General features: G+C 72.6%; 15 protein-coding genes. 12 read left to right on the top strand and 3 right to left on the bottom strand.

Annotation, left to right across the window (positions count from 1 at the left end; genetic code table 11):
- The first annotated feature begins 47 nt into the window (after positions 1–47).
- The 5 genes from shc to SL103_RS23590 all read left to right on the top strand — a co-directional run bounded on the left by shc (position 48) and on the right by SL103_RS23590 (position 7,161).
- The gene (gene shc, locus SL103_RS23610; RefSeq protein ID WP_069570951.1) at positions 48–2,093 is read left to right on the top strand and encodes a squalene--hopene cyclase; all 2,046 of its coding nucleotides are present in this window, start codon (positions 48–50) and stop codon (positions 2,091–2,093) included.
- Positions 2,093–2,761: a 1-hydroxy-2-methyl-2-butenyl 4-diphosphate reductase gene (locus SL103_RS23605; RefSeq protein WP_069570950.1), complete on the top strand. Its 669-nt coding sequence runs from the start codon at positions 2,093–2,095 to the stop codon at positions 2,759–2,761. Before shc ends, SL103_RS23605 begins: the two co-directional genes overlap by 1 nt.
- A gap of 5 nt (positions 2,762–2,766) precedes the next feature.
- The gene (hpnH, locus tag SL103_RS23600; RefSeq protein WP_069570949.1) at positions 2,767–3,792 is read left to right on the top strand and encodes an adenosyl-hopene transferase HpnH; all 1,026 of its coding nucleotides are present in this window, start codon (positions 2,767–2,769) and stop codon (positions 3,790–3,792) included.
- Between the two features lie 82 nt (positions 3,793–3,874).
- Entirely contained in the window at positions 3,875–5,782 is a 1,908-nt protein-coding gene (gene dxs, locus SL103_RS23595; RefSeq protein WP_069570948.1) for a 1-deoxy-D-xylulose-5-phosphate synthase, read from the top strand.
- On the top strand, positions 5,779–7,161 hold the full coding sequence (locus SL103_RS23590; RefSeq protein WP_069570947.1) for an aspartate aminotransferase family protein: 1,383 nt from the start codon (positions 5,779–5,781) through the stop codon (positions 7,159–7,161). The genes dxs and SL103_RS23590 overlap by 4 nt, the downstream gene beginning before the upstream one ends.
- 94 nt (positions 7,162–7,255) lie before the next feature.
- Here SL103_RS23590 and SL103_RS23585 read toward each other — a convergent pair whose 3' ends face one another.
- Positions 7,256–8,062, bottom strand: a complete 807-nt coding sequence (locus SL103_RS23585; protein WP_069570946.1) for a tyrosine-protein phosphatase — start codon at positions 8,060–8,062, stop codon at positions 7,256–7,258.
- A 325-nt stretch (positions 8,063–8,387) separates the two neighbouring features.
- Between SL103_RS23585 and SL103_RS23580 the strand changes: the two genes are divergently transcribed.
- Positions 8,388–9,167 (top strand): SGNH/GDSL hydrolase family protein, encoded by a 780-nt coding sequence (locus SL103_RS23580; protein WP_069574050.1) that lies wholly within the window; start codon positions 8,388–8,390, stop codon positions 9,165–9,167.
- A gap of 82 nt (positions 9,168–9,249) precedes the next feature.
- Here the strand turns inward: SL103_RS23580 and SL103_RS23575 are convergent, their stop codons facing one another.
- Positions 9,250–9,741 carry an ATP-binding protein gene (locus SL103_RS23575; RefSeq protein WP_244304019.1) on the bottom strand — a complete coding sequence of 164 codons (492 nt, stop codon included), beginning with the start codon at positions 9,739–9,741 and terminating at the stop codon, positions 9,250–9,252.
- A 110-nt stretch (positions 9,742–9,851) separates the two neighbouring features.
- Between SL103_RS23575 and SL103_RS23570 the strand changes: the two genes are divergently transcribed.
- Genes SL103_RS23570 through SL103_RS23560 form a run of 3 tightly spaced genes read left to right on the top strand, consistent with a single transcriptional unit; the run spans position 9,852 to position 11,906 of the window.
- Positions 9,852–10,718, top strand: a complete 867-nt coding sequence (locus SL103_RS23570; RefSeq protein WP_069570944.1) for a helix-turn-helix domain-containing protein — start codon at positions 9,852–9,854, stop codon at positions 10,716–10,718.
- A 7-nt stretch (positions 10,719–10,725) separates the two neighbouring features.
- On the top strand, positions 10,726–11,004 hold the full coding sequence (locus SL103_RS23565) for a DUF397 domain-containing protein (protein WP_069570943.1): 279 nt from the start codon (positions 10,726–10,728) through the stop codon (positions 11,002–11,004).
- A 47-nt stretch (positions 11,005–11,051) separates the two neighbouring features.
- The gene (locus SL103_RS23560) at positions 11,052–11,906 is read left to right on the top strand and encodes an SAM-dependent methyltransferase (RefSeq protein WP_069574049.1); all 855 of its coding nucleotides are present in this window, start codon (positions 11,052–11,054) and stop codon (positions 11,904–11,906) included.
- A 25-nt stretch (positions 11,907–11,931) separates the two neighbouring features.
- Here the strand turns inward: SL103_RS23560 and SL103_RS23555 are convergent, their stop codons facing one another.
- A complete protein-coding gene (locus SL103_RS23555; protein WP_069570942.1) occupies positions 11,932–12,966 on the bottom strand; it encodes a carbohydrate kinase family protein in 1,035 nt (344 codons plus the stop codon).
- Between the two features lie 344 nt (positions 12,967–13,310).
- Here SL103_RS23555 and SL103_RS23550 point away from each other — a divergent pair, with 344 nt between their 5' ends.
- From SL103_RS23550 to SL103_RS23540, 3 genes are all read left to right on the top strand, one after another.
- Positions 13,311–14,711 (top strand): NAD(P)/FAD-dependent oxidoreductase, encoded by a 1,401-nt coding sequence (locus SL103_RS23550; RefSeq protein WP_069570941.1) that lies wholly within the window; start codon positions 13,311–13,313, stop codon positions 14,709–14,711.
- A 66-nt stretch (positions 14,712–14,777) separates the two neighbouring features.
- Positions 14,778–15,620, top strand: coding sequence for a GNAT family N-acetyltransferase (locus SL103_RS23545; protein ID WP_069570940.1), 843 nt, complete (start codon positions 14,778–14,780; stop codon positions 15,618–15,620).
- Between the two features lie 171 nt (positions 15,621–15,791).
- Positions 15,792–16,967, top strand: coding sequence for an MBL fold metallo-hydrolase (locus tag SL103_RS23540; RefSeq protein WP_208869939.1), 1,176 nt, complete (start codon positions 15,792–15,794; stop codon positions 16,965–16,967).
- The last annotated feature ends 116 nt before the right edge of the window (positions 16,968–17,083 follow it).

Genomic DNA, 17,083 nt, shown 5'->3' with positions numbered 1-17,083 from the left:
CGGAATCCCTGAGCACGCTTTGACAGTTCACTGCCGAAGGGGAAGCCATGACAGCGACGACCGACGGAAGCACCGGGGCGCTGCCGCCCCGGGCCCCTTCGGCCAGCGATGCCACCGCTGAGACAACCGAACCGACCGACAGAATCCGCACCGCCGTCCTCGACGACACGGCGGAAGCGGCCCGCCGCGCGACCGCCCGCGCCACCGACCACCTGCTGTCCCTCCAGGACCCCGCCGGATGGTGGAAGGGCGACCTCGAGACCAACGTCACGATGGACGCAGAGGACCTGCTGCTCCGTCAGTTCCTGGGAATCCAGGACCGCAGGACCACCGAGGCCGCGGGCCGCCACATCCGCGGCGAGCAGCGACCGGACGGCACCTGGGCCACCTTCTACGGCGGGCCCGGTGAACTGTCCGCCACCGTCGAGGCGTACGTCGCCCTCCGGCTCGCCGGCGACGCGCCCGACGCGCCCCACATGGCCAGGGCCTCGGCCTGGATCCGCGAGCAGGGCGGAGTCGCCGCCACCCGGGTCTTCACCCGCATCTGGCTGGCGCTCTTCGGCTGGTGGAAGTGGGACGACCTGCCCGAACTGCCGCCGGAGCTCCTCTACCTCCCCAAGTGGTTCCCGCTCAACATCTACGACTTCGGCTGCTGGGCGCGGCAGACCATCGTGCCGCTGACCGTCGTCTCGGCCAAACGCCCCGTGCGCCCCGCGCCGTTCGCCCTGGACGAGCTGCACGTCGATCCGCGCCGGCCGGCCCCGCCGCGCCCGCTCGCCCCGGCCACCAGCTGGGACGGCCTCTTCCAGCGCCTCGACAAGGCGCTGCACCTGTACCACAGGGTGGCGCTGCGCAAGCTGCGCGGCGCGGCGATGCGCTCCGCCGCCCGCTGGATCATCGAACGGCAGGAGAACGACGGCTGCTGGGGCGGCATCCAGCCCCCCGCCGTCTACTCCGTCATCGCCCTGCACCTCCTGGGATACGACCTCGACCATCCGGTGCTGCGTACGGGCCTCGCGTCGCTGGACCGCTTCGCGGTATGGCGTGAGGACGGCGGTTCCCCCGGCGACGCCGGGGGGAGCGCCCCCACCCGGATGATCGAGGCGTGCCAGTCCCCGGTCTGGGACACCTGCCTGGCCACCATCGCGCTCGCCGACGCCGGTGTGCCCGCCGACCACCCGCAGCTGGTCAAGGCCGCGGACTGGATGCTCGCCGAGCAGATCCGCCGGCCCGGCGACTGGAGCGTGCAGCGCCCCCAACTCCCCTCCGGCGGCTGGGCGTTCGAGTTCGAGAACGACAACTACCCGGACATCGACGACACCGCCGAGGTGGTGCTGGCGCTGCGCCGCGTCCGGCACCCCGACCCCCAGCGGGTCGAGGACGCGGTGCACCGCGCGGTGCGCTGGAACTTCGGCATGCAGTCCAGGAACGGGGGCTGGGGCGCCTTCGACGTCGACAACACCAGCCCGTTCCCCAACCGCCTGCCCTTCTGCGACTTCGGGGAGGTCATCGACCCGCCGTCGGCCGACGTCACCGCCCACGTCGTCGAGATGCTCGCCGACGTCGGCCGCGCGCACGACCCGCGCACCCGCCGCGGCATCGCCTGGCTGCTGGCCGAACAGGAGCCCAGCGGCGCCTGGTTCGGACGCTGGGGCACCAACTATGTCTACGGCACCGGGTCGGTGCTCCCCGCGCTCGCCGCGGCCGGCATCCCCGGCTCGCACCCCGCCGTCCGCCGGGCCGTGCGCTGGCTGCAGACGGTGCAGAACGACGACGGCGGCTGGGGTGAGGACCAGCGGTCGTACCAGGACAAGGAACGGTGGGCCGGGCGCGGCGTCTCGACCGCCTCGCAGACCGCCTGGGCGCTGATGGCGCTGCTCGCGGCCGGGGAGCGGGAGAGCGAGGCGGTGCGCCGCGGGGTGCGCTGGCTGACCGGCACCCAGCGCGAGGACGGCTCCTGGGACGAGCCGTACTTCACCGGTACGGGCTTCCCCTGGGACTTCTCCATCAACTACCACCTCTACCGCCAGGTCTTCCCGCTGACCGCCCTGGGCCGCTATCTGGGCGGGGGACCGGCCGCGGTGGGGGCCTGATGCCGTCCCGGCCCCCCGCGGACGCGGAGCCACCGCTGCTGGTCGCCTGTGCGCTCGGCATCGAGCGGTTCGCGCTGCGCGGCGGGCAGCGCGCGGCAGCGGCGCCCGGCGGGCGCCCCGACCTGGTCGTGCTCCGTACGGGCATGGGCCCCCAGGCGGCCGAGCGGGCCCTGGCCGGAGCGCTGGGTGAGGGCGCGCGCACCCAGCGTTCGCCGGTCGTCGCCAGCGGCTTCTGCGCCGGCCTGGCCCCGGGCATGCGCCCCGGGGACGTGGTCGTCGCCGAGGCCACCCGCGATCACCGCCCCGACGTCCCGGACGTCACCTGCCGCGACAACGGCCCGCTGCTGCGCGCGCTGCGTGAGCGCGGCCTGACCGTGCACAGCGGCCTGCTGCGTGGCTCCGACCACGTCGTACGCGGCGCGGAGCGGGCCGAGCTGCACGCCGCGGGGGCGGTGGCGGTGGACATGGAGTCCGCCGCCACGCTGCGTGCGGCACAGCTCGCCGGCGGCCGCCCGGTTGCGGCCGTCCGGGTGGTCGTGGACGCTCCAGAACATGAGCTCGTACGCATCGGCACCGTGCGCGGTGGAATATCAGCCTTCAAAGTGCTGCGCTCCGTACTACCCGTTTTCCATGAATGGCACCGTTCTTTGCTGCTTCCCTGGAGGTGAGCCAGATGGCCATGCCGCTCCGTCAGTCCATTCGGGTCGGGACCTATCTCTTTGAACAGAAGATGATTCGCCGGCGCGAGAAGTTCCCGCTCATCGTCGAGCTGGAACCGCTCTTCGCGTGCAACCTGAAATGCGAGGGCTGCGGGAAGATCCAGCACCCGGCGGGCGTGCTCAAGCAGCGGATGCCGGTCGCGCAGGCGGTCGGGGCGGTGCTGGAGTCCGGGGCGCCGATGGTCTCCATCGCCGGTGGCGAACCGTTGATGCATCCGCAGATCGACGAGATCGTGCGGCAGTTGGTGGCGAAGCGGAAATATGTCTTCCTGTGCACCAATGCGATGCTGCTGCGCAAGAAGATGGACCTGTTCACCCCCTCGCCGTATTTCGCGTTCGCGGTGCACATCGACGGAATGCGCGAGCGGCACGACGAATCCGTCGCGAAGGAAGGCGTCTTCGACGAGGCGGTGGCGGCGATCAAGGAGGCCAAGCGGCGCGGCTTCCGGGTCACCACCAACTCCACCTTCTTCAACACCGACACCCCGCAGACCATCATCGAGGTCCTCAACTTCCTCAATGACGACCTGCAGGTCGACGAGATGATGCTGTCGCCCGCCTATGCCTACGAGAAGGCCCCCGACCAGGAGCACTTCCTGGGCGTCGAGCAGACCCGGGAGCTGTTCAAGAAGGCGTTCGCCGGCGGCAACCGGCGCCGCTGGCGGCTCAACCACAGCCCGCTCTTCCTGGACTTCCTGGAGGGCAAGGCGGACTTCCCGTGCACGGCCTGGGCGATCCCCAACTACTCGCTGTTCGGCTGGCAGCGCCCGTGCTACCTGATGAGCGACGGCTACGTCCCCACGTACCGGGAGCTCATCGAGGAGACCGACTGGGACAAGTACGGCCGCGGCAAGGACCCCCGCTGCGCCAACTGCATGGCGCACTGCGGCTACGAGCCCACCGCCGTCCTGGCCACCATGGGCTCCCTCAAGGAGTCCCTCCGCGCCGCCCGGGAGACCGTCGCGGGAAACCGCGGGTGAGCCGTTGAGACGGCCGGGGAGCCCGCCGCCAGCGGCTCCCCGGCGCACGGTCAGCCGAACCACAGAGGGGGACCGACCGCCCATGACCCTGCTGGCACAGATCAGGGAACCGCGCGACCTCAAGGCGCTTCCCGAGGGCCGCCTGCCCGAACTCGCCGAGGAGATCCGGCACTTCCTCATCCGGGCCGTCGCCCGAACCGGCGGCCATCTGGGCCCCAACCTGGGCGTGGTCGAGCTGACCATCGCCCTGCACCGGGTCTTCGACTCGCCCGCCGACCGCATCCTGTGGGACACCGGCCACCAGTCGTACGTGCACAAACTCCTGACCGGCCGGCAGGACTTCTCCAAGCTGCGGGCCAAGGGCGGGCTGTCGGGTTACCCCTCGCGGGCCGAGTCGGCGCACGACGTCATCGAGAACAGCCATGCCTCGACGGTGCTGGGCTGGGCCGACGGCCTGGCGAAGGCGAACCAGGTGCGCGGCAAGGACGACCATGTCGTCGCCGTCATCGGTGACGGCGCGCTGACCGGCGGAATGGCCTGGGAGGCGCTCAACAACATCGCGGTCGCCAAGGACCGCCCACTGATCATCGTCGTCAACGACAACGAGCGCTCCTACGCGCCGACCATCGGCGGCCTGGCCGACCACCTCGCCACCCTGCGCACCACCGACGGCTACGAGAAGTTCCTGGCCTGGGGCAAGGACGTGCTGGAGCACACCCCGGTCGTCGGCAAACCCCTCTACGAGTCCCTGCACGGCGCCAAGAAGGGCTTCAAGGACGCCTTCGCCCCGCAGGGCATGTTCGAGGACCTGGGCCTGAAGTACGTCGGCCCGATCGACGGCCACGACATCGCCGCGGTCGAGTCGGCGCTGCGCCGCGCGGCCGGCTTCCACGGGCCCGTGCTGGTGCACTGCCTGACCGAGAAGGGCCGCGGCTACCCGCCCGCCCTGGAGGACGAGGCGGACCGCTTCCACACCGTCGGCGTGCTGGACCCGCCCCCCGCCACCGCGGAGGAGCACCCCCGGACCCGCGCACTCGTCACCTCGCCCGGCGCGCCCTCGTGGACGTCCGTCTTCGGCGACGAGATGGTGCGGATCGGCGCCGAGCGCCCGGACGTCGTCGCCCTGACCGCGGCGATGCTGCGCCCGGTCGGCCTGGGGAGGTTCGCCGAGGCGTACCCGGACCGGGTGTGGGACGTGGGGATCGCCGAACAGCACGCGGTCGTCACCGCGGCCGGACTGGCCACCGGCGGCCTGCACCCGGTCGTCGCGGTCTACGCCACCTTCCTCAACCGGGCCTTCGACCAGGTCCTGATGGACGTCGCGCTGCACAAGTGCGGGGTCACCTTCGTCCTCGACCGGGCCGGGGTCACCGGCACCGACGGCGCCTCGCACAACGGCATGTGGGACCTGTCGGTGCTGGGCGTCGTCCCCGGACTGCGGATCGCCGCACCGCGCGACGCCGACCAGCTCCGGGCACAGCTGCGGGAAGCGCTGGACGTGGCCGACGCGCCCACCGTGGTGCGCTTCCCCAAGGCGTCGGTGGACGATCCCGTGCCGGCCCTCGACCGGATCGGCGGCGTCGACGTCCTGCACCGCGCCCCGCACCCGGACGTGCTGCTGATCGCGGTCGGCGTGATGGCGCCGGTCTGCCTGCGGGTGGCCGAACTGCTCGCGGCGCGCGGCGTCGGCGCGACCGTCATCGACCCCCGCTGGGTCAAGCCGGTCGACGCCGCCGTCCCCGAGCTCGCCGCGCGGCACGCCATGGTGGCCGTCGTCGAGGACAACAGCGTCAACGGGGGCGTCGGCTGGGCCGTCGGGCAGGCGCTGCGGGACGCGCACGTCGATGTGCCGCTGCGCACCTTCGGCATTCCCGAGCGGTTCCTGCCGCACGCCAAACGTGGTGAGCTGCTGGCCGACCTCGGGCTGACGCCGGCCGAGATCGCCGGCCGGATCTGTGCCGCGCCGGCCCGTAAGGAGAGCCTCTCGTGACCGGATTCGACCTGACCGCACTGCTCGCCGAACGCGGGGACGAGCGCTACGACCTGCACGCCCGCCACCTGAACCACCAGCTGCCCCGGATGCTGCACACCATCGGCTTCGACAAGGTCTACGACCGGGCCGAGGGCGCCTACTTCTGGGACCGCGAGGGCCGGGACTACCTGGACATGCTCGCCGGGTTCGGGGTGATGGGCCTCGGCCGGCACCACCCCGTCGTACGGAAGGCACTGCACGACGTCCTGGACGCCGGCCTCGCCGACCTCACCCGCTTCGACTGCCAGCCGCTCCCCGGGCTGCTCGCCGAGAAGCTGCTCGGCCACGCGCCGCACCTGGACCGGGTGTTCTTCGGCAACAGCGGCACCGAGGCCGTCGAGACCGCCCTGAAGTTCGCCCGCTACGCCACCGGCAAACCACGCATCGTCTACTGCACCCACGCCTTCCACGGCCTGACCACCGGCTCGCTCTCCGTCAACGGCGAGGACGGCTTCCGCGACGGCTTCGCGCCGCTGCTGCCGGACACCGCGATCGAGCTGGGCGATCTGGCCGCGCTGGAGCGGGAGGTGAAGCGTGGCGACGTGGCGGGATTCGTGGTCGAGCCGATCCAGGGCAAGGGCGTGCACCCGACCCCGCCCGGATTCCTGCGCGCCGCACAGGAGCTGCTGCACCGGCACAAGGCCCTGCTGATCGCCGACGAGGTGCAGACCGGCCTCGGCCGCACCGGTGACTTCTTCGCCTACCAGCACGAGGACGGCGTCGAACCGGACCTGGTGTGCGTGGCCAAGGCGCTGTCCGGCGGCTACGTCCCGGTCGGTGCGACCCTCGGCAAGGACTGGATCTTCAAGAAGGTCTACTCGTCGATGGACCGGGTGCTGGTGCACTCCGCCAGCTTCGGTGCCAACGCCCAGGCGATGGCCGCCGGCCTCGCGGTGCTCACGGTCATGGAGGACGAGGAGACCGTCGCCCACGCCCGGCACACCGGCGAGCTGCTGCGCTCTCGCCTGGCCGCACTGGTCGAGCGCTACGAGCTGCTGCACGACGTCCGGGGCCGCGGCCTGATGATCGGCATCGAGTTCGGCCGCCCCAAGTCGCTCGTCCTGCGCAGCCGCTGGACGATGCTCCAGGCAGCCCGCAAGGGGCTGTTCGCCCAGATGGTGGTGGTGCCGCTGCTGCAGCGGCACCGCATCCTGACCCAGGTCTCGGGCGACCACCTGGAGGTCATCAAGCTGATTCCGCCGCTGATCATCGGCGAACGGGAGGTGGACCGCTTCGTCGAGGCGTTCACGGCCGTCATGGACGACGCCCACGGGGGCGGCGGCCTGATGTGGGACTTCGGGCGCACCCTGGTGAAGCAGGCCCTGCAGACCCATTGAGGGGCGCGGGAGGGCCGTTCGGCGGCGCGGTGGCCGCCGGCCGCGACCAGCACGGGCGTGCCCGTGGGAACGCGCGGTGCGGCCCGGCCCGGTGTCAGCCCTCCAGCAGCTGGTCCCGCAGCCGCTCGCGGGTGGCGGGCGACAGCTTCAGGCCCTCGGTGAGGTACTTCTCCGTGGAGCCCCAGCTCTGCTCGATCGCGTCGTAGGCGGCCGTGAGGTAGTCGGCGTGCGCCCCGAACAGCGGCGAGAGCAGCTCCATGATCTCCGGCGACATCCCGACCGCCGAGTTGTCGGAGCGGCGGATCTTGTAGCGGCGGTGTGGGTCGTTGGACTTGAGGTAGTCCGCCTCGATGGCGTCGCGCTCCACCCCGACCGCCAGCAGGGTCACCGCCACCGACAGGCCCGCGCGGTCCTTGCCGGCCGCGCAGTGCATCAGCGCGGGAACGCTGTCGTCGGCGAGCTCGTGCAGCACCCGGCTGTGATCCGCGGTGCGCGTGGTGATGATGTGGCGGTAGGTCAGGGCCATACGGGCCGCGGCCTTGCCGTCACCGAGCGCGGAGCGCAGCTGGTCGAGCTCGCCGTCGCGGACCATCGTCCAGAACTCGGCGCCGTCGGCCGGGTCGGTGAGCGGAATGTTGACGTTGCGCACGCCCGGCAGCGCGACGTCGGGGCCCTCCAGTTTGATGTCCGCCGCGTTGCGGAAGTCGAAGACGGTGTGCAGCCCGAGCGTGGCCAGAAACGCCGCGTCCTCTTCCGTGGCATGGGCGAGGTGGCCGCTGCGATAGAGCCGGCCCTCCCGTACACGACGCCCGTCCACGGTCGGCAGTCCGCCGACGTCACGGAAGTTGCGGACCTCCGCGAGCTCCGGCTGGGCCTGGGGGACCTGCGGCGTCTGCGTCACGGGCACTCCTTCGTGTCGGCTGTGGCGGCCGCCGACGCTCCTGTCGGCGAGGCGGGGCACCTGTCGACGATACGACATTGATGCAATAGGCAATCAGGCCGCAATGGAGGCGTGGAGAAGCGTATTGCGGCGCCTGGGTGCCAGTGTCTGCGCAATCATTATTCCAACTTGAGCAGAATTTGACCTGGTGGCATTAATCACGCCTCGTCAACCCCTGGTTACGGTGGCGTAGGTCACTTCTCAAGGTGAAGTATGTCCTGACGTGGCAGACGATTCGAAGAACATCAGCAGTGGCGCCAGGAGCGCTGCAGATGAGTCGAAGGACATCATCAAGGGCGCCCGCGGCGCCATCGGGTCGTACGCAGCCGTCGGGGACAGCTTTACGGAGGGGGTCGGGGATCCCGGCCCTGACGGGGTGTACATCGGTTGGGCGGACCGCCTCGCGGTGCTGCTCTCGGACCAGCAGGCGGAGGGGGACTTCCGGTACGCGAATCTCGCCGTCAGGGGGCGGCTGCTGGACCAGATCGTCGAGGAGCAGGTGCCCCGGGCCAAGGCCCTCGCGCCCGCGCTCGTGACGTTCTGTGCCGGCGGGAACGACATCCTGCGGCCCGGCTCCGACCCGGACGCGGTCGCCGAGCGCTACGAGGCGGCGGTCGCCGACCTGCTCACCTCGGTCGGCACGGTCCTGCTCTGCACGGGCTTCGACACCCGCGGTGTCCCCGTGCTGCGGCACCTGCGGGGCAAGATCGCGACGTACACCGCACACGTCCGGGCCATCGCCGACCGGCACGGCTGCCCGGTCCTGGACCTGTGGTCGCTGAAGTCGGTGCAGGACCGGCGGGCGTGGAGCGACGACCGGCTGCATCTGTCGCCCGACGGTCACACCCGGGTGGCGCTGCGCGCGGCGCAGGTGCTCGGCCTGCGGGTGCCGGCCGACCCGGACCAGCCCTGGCCCCCGGAGGCGGAGCGCTCGGCCGCCGACACGCGGCGGGACAACATCCACTGGGCGCGCGAGCACCTCGTCCCGTGGATCGGGCGCCGGCTGCGCGGTGAGTCCTCCGGTGACCACGTCGAGCCCAAGCGGCCCGATCTGCTGCCGCTGTAGCACGCGGCGCGAGGGAAGGGTGGGGCGGGAGTCCCCCGCGGCATGACGGAGGCCCCGATTCCGCCGGTGGCGGAGCGGGGCCTCAACGCGTGGCGGTACCGGTGTACGGCAGGTCGGCCCAGACCACCCGGCCCCGGCCGTTGCCGGTGGGGCGCGAGCCCCAGCCGTCGGACAGCGCGCCGACGAGGAACAGCCCCCGTCCGCACTCCTTGTCCACGCTGCCGGGCTGGACGTGCGGCGCCGAAGCCCCCGGTCCGCCCTCGTCCGTGATCTCTATGCGTATGTGCGCCCCGACGAGGGCGACCTCGCAGCCGATCTTCTCGCTGTCGGTGTGCCGGATCGCGTTGGTGAAGACCTCGGAGACCACCAACTCCACATCGTCGCGGACTTGTTGATCCGCGCCCCACTCGCGCAGCAGCGCGCTGACGCGTCTGCGTGCCTCGGCGACGGACGTGGAGCGCGCCGGCAAGTGGAACGCGTCCTGCGGGTACTGGGCGACAAAGCCGCCGCAGCGCCCTAACGAGGGAGCGTTGTTGGGGGAAGCCACGACGTAACTATGTGCGATGTTGGTCACCGATGGCAAGGATCACTCTGCAATTTGCAGAATCGTAAGTGCAGTCTGTTCGTTCGTGCTGACGGCATGACACACTGCTGCACACTGAAGTCAGTTGGAGGCGATCGGACGTGGCGGACCCACGGTCGGCAGGTGCGCCGACCGTCCTGCGGGTGGTGCTGGGCAAGCGACTGCAGGACCTGCGCGAGAAGGCGGGACTCTCCTTCGAACAGGCCGCGGCGGCCCTCGATGTGACCCACGCCACGATTCGGCGCATGGAAAAGGCCGAGGTAGGACTCAAACTCCCCTACGTCGAGAAGCTGTTGGCGACCTACGGCGTCATCGACGAGGAGGAGATCGAAGGTTTCCTCTCCCTGGCCCGCGAGGCGAACAAACCCGGTTGGTGGCACCGCTTCCGCGATGTGCTGCCCGAGTGGTTCAGCGCCTTCGTCAGCCTGGAGGGCGAGGCCAACCTCATCCGCGCCTACCAGCCGCACTACGTCCCCGGCCTGCTGCAGACCGAGGGGTACGCCACCGCGGTGCTCAGAGCCGGTATGCCGCACGCCTCCGGGGCCGACATCGACCGCATCGTCGCGCTGCGCATGGAGCGGCAGTCCCTGCTGACCCGCGACAACGCGCCGATGCTGTGGGTGGTCATGGACGAGACCGTCCTGCGGCGCCCGATCGGCGGGCCCAAGGTGATGCGCGACCAGCTCACCCGGCTCATGGAGGCCACCGCGCTGCCGAACGTGCGGCTGCAGATCATCCCCTTCGCCGCCGGTCCGCACCCCGCCATGTACGGCCCCTTCCACATCTTCCGCTTCCCGATCCCGGAACTCCCGGACATCGCTTACGCGGAAAGCCTCGTCGGAGCCGTGTACTTCGACCAGCGCAACGACGTCTCGCAGTTCCTGGAGGCCCTGGACCGGATGTGTGCGCAGGCCGCGCCGGCACACACCACCGAGGCCATTCTGGGTGGCTTTCGCAAGGAGATCTGAACCCCCCATGGATCGCATACGCATCTACAACGGCATGCCCGCCAAGGAGCTGGGCACCGACGGCTGGCACAAACCGTGGAGCGGTGGAAACGGCGGCGAGTGCGTCGAGGCCATGCGGCTGGGGGACGGCCGGGTCGCGCTGCGCCAGTCGACCGACCCGGACGGCCCGGCGCTGATCTACACCCACGGCGAGATGGTGAGCTTCATCGAGGGCGCGAAGGCCGGCCAGGCCGACTTCCTGCTCGCCGCCGCGCCCGGCCGGTGCACCGAACGGAGGACGGCGTGAGCGAGCAGGAGACCTCCGCCGCGGCCCCGGACCCGGCGGCCGCCGCGATCGGCCCGTACGCCCCCGGACCCGAGCACACCGGGTTCGCCGCCGCGGAGATCGACACCAGCCGGCCGCACCCGGCCCGGATGTACGACTACTACCTCGGCGGCTGGGACAACTACGAGGTCGACCGGGTGGCGGCGGAGCGCGTCATCGAGGTCCACCCCCAGGTACGGCTGAGCGCCCGCGCCAACCGCGCCTTCCTGCGGCGCGCGGTGCGCACCCTGGTCGGCGACGGCGTCCGCCAGATCATCGACATCGGCACCGGCATTCCCACCTCGCCCAACACCCACGAGGTGGCCCGCGAGACCGCCCCCGACACCCGCGTCGTCTACGTCGACAACGACCCGATCGTCGCCACCCACGCCGGGGCCCGGCTCACCAACACCGCGCACACCGGATTCGTGCTCGGTGACGTCCGCGAGCCCCGCGCGATCCTGGACCACCCGACCGTCCGCGAGCTGATCGACTTCGATCGTCCGGTCGCGCTGCTGCTCGTCGCCGTACTGCACTTCATCCGGGACGACGAGGACCCCGCCGGCCTGGTCGCCGCGTTCGCCGAGGCGCTCCCCGCGGGCAGCCACCTGGTCCTGTCGCACGCGACCGGTGAGCCGTACGAGGCGTACGAAGGCGGCCGCACGGACGAGGTGGCGCGGGCCGGGGTGGAGGACGTCTACAAGAGCGCCACCGCCACCCTCAACCTGCGGCCGAAGGCCGGCATCGAGCCGCTCTTCGGGCCGTTCGCCCTGTTGGAGCCGGGCGTCGTACGGGTTCCGCTGTGGCGGCCGGACGGCGCGGTGCCCAGCGCCGTGGAGCTCAACGACACCATCTTCTACGGTGCGGTGGGCCGCAAGGGCTGAGCACCCCGCCGTCCCGGCCGGTGGCCTACACCCCCGTGGCGGTGACCTGCTGGGGCGCGGGCGGCTCCGGCAGGCCGGGGCCTTCGGCCGGGGAGGCGGCCGGGGGCGGCGGAACGGGGCTCGCGGGCGCCGCGGTGCCGGCCGGCGCCGCGCGCAGGTCGTCCGGCCCGACGAGGCTGCTGTGCGTGCCCGGCGTGGTGCACGCGTACGCGCCCGCGACCGCGCCGAGCCGTGCGCACTCCTCCAGCGGCCGGCCGGCCAGCCGCCCGTAGAGGAAGCCGCAGGTGAAGGCGTCGCCCGCACCGTTGGTGTCCACCACGGGCCCGGGCGGGACCGCCGGCGGCACCAGCCGCGGGGTGCGGTCCTCCCGCGCCAGGAGGTAGGCGCCGCCCGCACCGGCCGTCGCGATCACCGCCTCGGCCCGCCCGGTGCGGAGGATCTCCCGCATCACCGGCCCGATCCGCTCACCCGCCCCGGCCGTGCTGAGGAACACCAGGTCCGAGCGGAGCGCGAACTCCCGGTGATGGTCCGTCAGGCCGTCCCAGTCGTGCAGATCGGTCGAGACGGGGAGCCCGAGCGCCTCGATGTCGTCGTACAGATGGCGGGCGAAGTTCGTGATCGACAGATGGACGTGCCGGGCCCGGCTCAGCACCGGGAGGTAGTGCTCCGGCGGCATCCGCAGATCGTCCGGGTCGCGGGCGTCGAAGAAGGACATCCGGTGTCCGTCGGGGGCGACGAGGTTGACCGCGCGCCGAGTGCCCCGCGGTGAGATCAGCGGGCGGAAGTCGACGCCGGTGCCGGCCAGCCGCTCACGGACCAGGGTGCCGGCGTGGTCGTCGCCGATGAAGTCCACGAAACCGGTGGCCAGCCCGAGGGCCGCGCAGCCCAGCGCGACGCCGGTGCCGGTGTGCCCCGCCCCTTCATGGATGGGCGGGACCGGATGGGAATCGGCGAGCGGCACGGGCAGCGCGCCGACCTGCACGATCGTGTCCACGCCCGACCCGCCCACGACGAGTACGTCATATGCGTCATACGGCTCAGAAACCTGCTGGAATGTCACAAGCGTCCCTGAATCCCTTGCTGGTGAGGCGAATCCCTTGCCGGTGAGACCGTTTGCGGACGAGGAGCGTCCGCTGCGGGGAGTCTAGACGCAGGCCCGCCGCAAATCGGGATGTCGGGGACGGGGGTGGCACGAGGGGACAACGGGCGCGCAAGAAGCCGCACAGGAGGGTCGTTGCCGGTGGTGCGCGGACGGCCGAGGGGGGCCGGCGGTGAACCGGAGGGGGCCCCGACTCGGGCCGCCGCAAGGTGAGTTGGCACCATGACGGGTGCCCTGCAGCGCCAGGGCCGACCGTGAGCGGATGGGGCGGCACCGGCAACGGGCCCCGGGGGAGCGAGGCAGGGATGGCAGAGCACTCCAATGGCGGGCGCACCGCGATCGTGATCGGCGGTGGACTCGCCGGGATGCTCGCCGTGACCGCCCTGCTGGGACACGTCGAGGCGATCACCGTCGTCGAGCGCGACCGCTATCCGGAGGGGCGCGCCTTCCGCAAGGGCGTCCCGCAGGCCCGCCATCTGCACATCCTCCTCAGCGGCGGTCAGCGCGCCCTGGAGGAGCTGCTGCCCGGCACCGCCGCCGCGCTCGGTGAGGCGGGCGCGCGCAGCCTCTATCTGCCGCGCGACCTGCTCACCCGTACGCCCACCGGGTGGCAGCGCCGCTTCGACGAGCGGCGGCACCGGACGCTGAGCGTCACCCGTCCGGTGCTGGACGCGGTGGTACGCGAACGCGCGCTGCGGGCCGCCGCCGGCTCGTCCACCCGCGTCGAGGTCCTGGAAGCGACCGAGGTCACCGGGCTCACCGGGGACGCCGACCGGGTGACCGGGGTCCGCGTCCGCGCGCGCGACGGAGGGCGGGGCGCCCGGCGGGACCTGCCGGCGGCCCTCGTCGTCGACGCCTCGGGCCGCGGCTCCCGCGCGCCCCACTGGTACGCCGAACTGGGCCGGAGCGCGCCCCAGGAGGAGATCGTCGACGCGGGGCTGGCGTACGCCACCCGGATGTACCGTCCCAAGGACCCGGACACCGCCCCCGCGGTCGGCGTCAACGTCCCCGGCTGGCCCGAGTGCCCGCGCGGCGCCGCCTACGTCCCCGTCGAGGACGGCGCGTGGCTGCTGACCCTGTCCGGGGTGCGCGGCCACCATCCGCCCACGGACGCCGTGGAGTTCACCGCCTTCAGCGCCACGATCGGCGACCCGTACGTCCACGAGCTGCTCGGGTACGCCGAGCCGCTCTCGCCGGTGTACGGCTTCCACGACACCTGCAACCGCCGCCGGCACTTCGAGCGGCCCGGCGCGCTGCCCGAGGGCTTCCTGGTCCTCGGGGACGCCGGCTGCACCTTCAACCCCGTCTACGGGCAGGGCATGTCGGTCGCCGCGCTGGGGGCGCTGGCGGTGCGCGGCGCGCTCGACGCCGCCGGCGGGCTGCGCCCGGGGAGCGCCGCCGCGGCGCAGCGGGCGGTGGCCCGGGCCGCGGAGCCCGCCTGGCTGGCAGCGGTCGGCGCGGACCGCCCGTACGCCGGTTCCGGGCAGCGGACGGCGCGGCCGGTGGAGCGGCTGAGCACCTGGTACATCGACCGGCTGCACGCCCGGGCCGCCGTCGACGCCGTCGTGGGCGCGGCCTTCCGGGACGTCTTCTGCCTCACCGCCCCGCCCGCCCGGCTGCTCGCCCCGAGGATCGTGCTGCGCACCCTCCTGCGGCCCCGCCGCCCCGGCCTGCCGGCCCCGCCCCCGACCGTCGAGCCGCTCTGAACCGCGCGACGGGGCGCGGCACCGGAAACCGGCTGCGGACGGCCTCGGCCCGGGAGAGGATGCGGCATGACGTGGACGACGACCCGGGACCTCGACGCGTTCGAGGCGGCGGCCGGGGACTTCCTGCGTGCGCGGCCGGCCGAGCACACCGTGCTGCTGTCGGTGGTGTCCTCGCTGCGGGCGCTCGGGGCGGATGCGTACGGCGAGGACGCCCCGTCGTTCGGCTGGCGGCGGTGCGGCGGACGGGTCGCGGTGGATGCCGCGTACGTCTGGACGCCGCCGCGGCCGGTGCTGCTCTCGCCGATGCCGGACGGGGCCGCGGCCGACCTGGCGGACGTGCTGGCCGCGGCGCGGGCCGGCGTGCCGGGGGTCAACGCCGGCCGGGCGGCCGCCGAGGCGTTCGCCGCGGCCTGGCGCCGGCACGGAACGGTGCGCACCGCCGCTCGCCGCCGGCTCCACCGGCTGACGGAACTGACGCCGCCGGACCCCGCGCCACCCGGGGCCGCCCGGCGCGCCACCCCCGCCGACCGGGAGCTGCTGCGCGGGTGGTTCGCCGCCTTCGCCGAGGACATCGGTGCCGCGGCGCCCCGTGGCGCCCGCGCGCTCGACGCCCGGATCGCCGACGGGCGGTGTCTGCTGTGGGAGGCCGGCGGGCGGCCCGTCTCGATGGCCGGGATCACCCGCACGCTCGTCGACACGGTCCGCGTCGCGCCCGTGTACACCCCGCCCGAGCTGCGTGGACGCGGTTACGCCGGGGCGGTGACGGCCGCCGTGTCGCAGGCCGCCACGGACTCCGGTGCGCAGGAGGTGCTGCTCTTCACCGACCTGGCCAACCGCACCAGCAACGCGCTGTACCGGCGGCTGGGCTATCGGCCGGTGGAGGATTATCTCGTACTTGAGTTCGAGTAGTTCCGCCGGTTCGGTCACCGCCGGTCGCGCGGTTCCTGCCGCGGGTGGATGGTGTGAGTCCGGGTGTCGCGGTGGTGCTTGCAGCACGGCGGCGCCGCGTGGTCCGGTCGGCCGGAACTCACCGCTCGCGCGGCCCGTTCACTTCGCGACTGCCCCGTACATGGAGGTGCCGTGACCGGTTTCCGATCCCGCCGTATTGGCCTGTCCGCGCTGCGGCCCGCGAGCTTCGGCGCCGTGCCCACCGGGGAACGGCTGGCCAGGATGCGCAGGTCTCCGCAGTTCGTGGACGGCCAGTTCCGCAATCCCGTGCCCACCAGACAGCTGCTGCACGGCTCCGCGCTGCCGATGGCGCGTACCCAGCTGAGCCGTGAGGGCCGGCTGCGCCGCGCCCCGGTGGGTCCGATCCCGGTGCACCGGCAGGCCCCCGAGGACCGGCGCCGGCCGCCCGCGTCCGGGCTGCGGCTCACCTGGATGGGGCATTCGAGCGTGCTGGTCGAGATCGACGGCCGGCGGGTGCTGTTCGACCCGGTGTGGGGGGAGCGCTGCTCGCCGGTCACCTGGGCCGGCCCCAAGCGGATGCATCCCGTGCCCGTCGAGCTGGACGAGCTGGAGCCGGTCGACGTCGTGGTGATCTCGCACGACCACTACGACCACCTCGACATGTCGACCGTCCGGGGCCTGATCCGCACCGGTGCCGCCTTCGTCGTACCGCTCGGGATCGGTGCGGACCTGGAGTTCTGGGGCGTGCCGGCGGAGCGGATCACCGAACTCGACTGGCACGAGTCCACCCGGACCGGCGGCCTGACCCTCACCGCCACCCCCGCCCAGCACTTCTGCGGCCGCGGTCTGCGCGGTCCGCAGCACACCCTGTGGGCCTCCTGGGTGGTCGCGGGGCCCGAACACCGCGTCTACCACAGCGGCGACACCGGCTACTTCCCCGGATTCGCGGAGATCGGCGCGGCCCACGGCCCGTTCGACGCGACGATGATGCAGATCGGCGCGTACAGCGACTTCTGGCCCGACATCCACATGACCCCGGAGGAGGGCCTGCGGGCCCATGTCGACCTGTCCGGCGGAACCCCGGAAGGCGTGCTGCTGCCCATCCACTGGGGCACCTTCAACCTCGCTCCGCACCCCTGGTCCGAGCCCGTGGAGCGGACGGTCATGGCGGGCCGGCGGGCCGGCGCACAGATAGCCGCGCCCCCGCCCGGCAAGCCCTTCGAGCCCGCCGACCCGCCGGTCGTCGCCCCCTGGTGGCGGGCGATCGCGGTACCCCCTGTGCAGGGGTGGCCCGCATGGCCGCCGGTGGTCTCGCCCGCCGGCGCCGACCTCGCCGCGGAGCGGTGAACGCGCCTGCGGGGGAGGTGCCTTGACCGTGGCCTCCGGCCGGAGGCCACGGGGTGGCGGTGCGTCACCGCGCCGGACACGGTGACGCACCGGTGACACTTCACGCCACAACTCCC

Origin of the sequence: Streptomyces lydicus (assembly GCF_001729485.1) — a bacterium.
GTDB classification, from domain to species: Bacteria; Actinomycetota; Actinomycetes; order Streptomycetales; family Streptomycetaceae; genus Streptomyces; species Streptomyces lydicus_D.
This window is presented reverse-complemented; position numbering and strand designations above follow the sequence as displayed.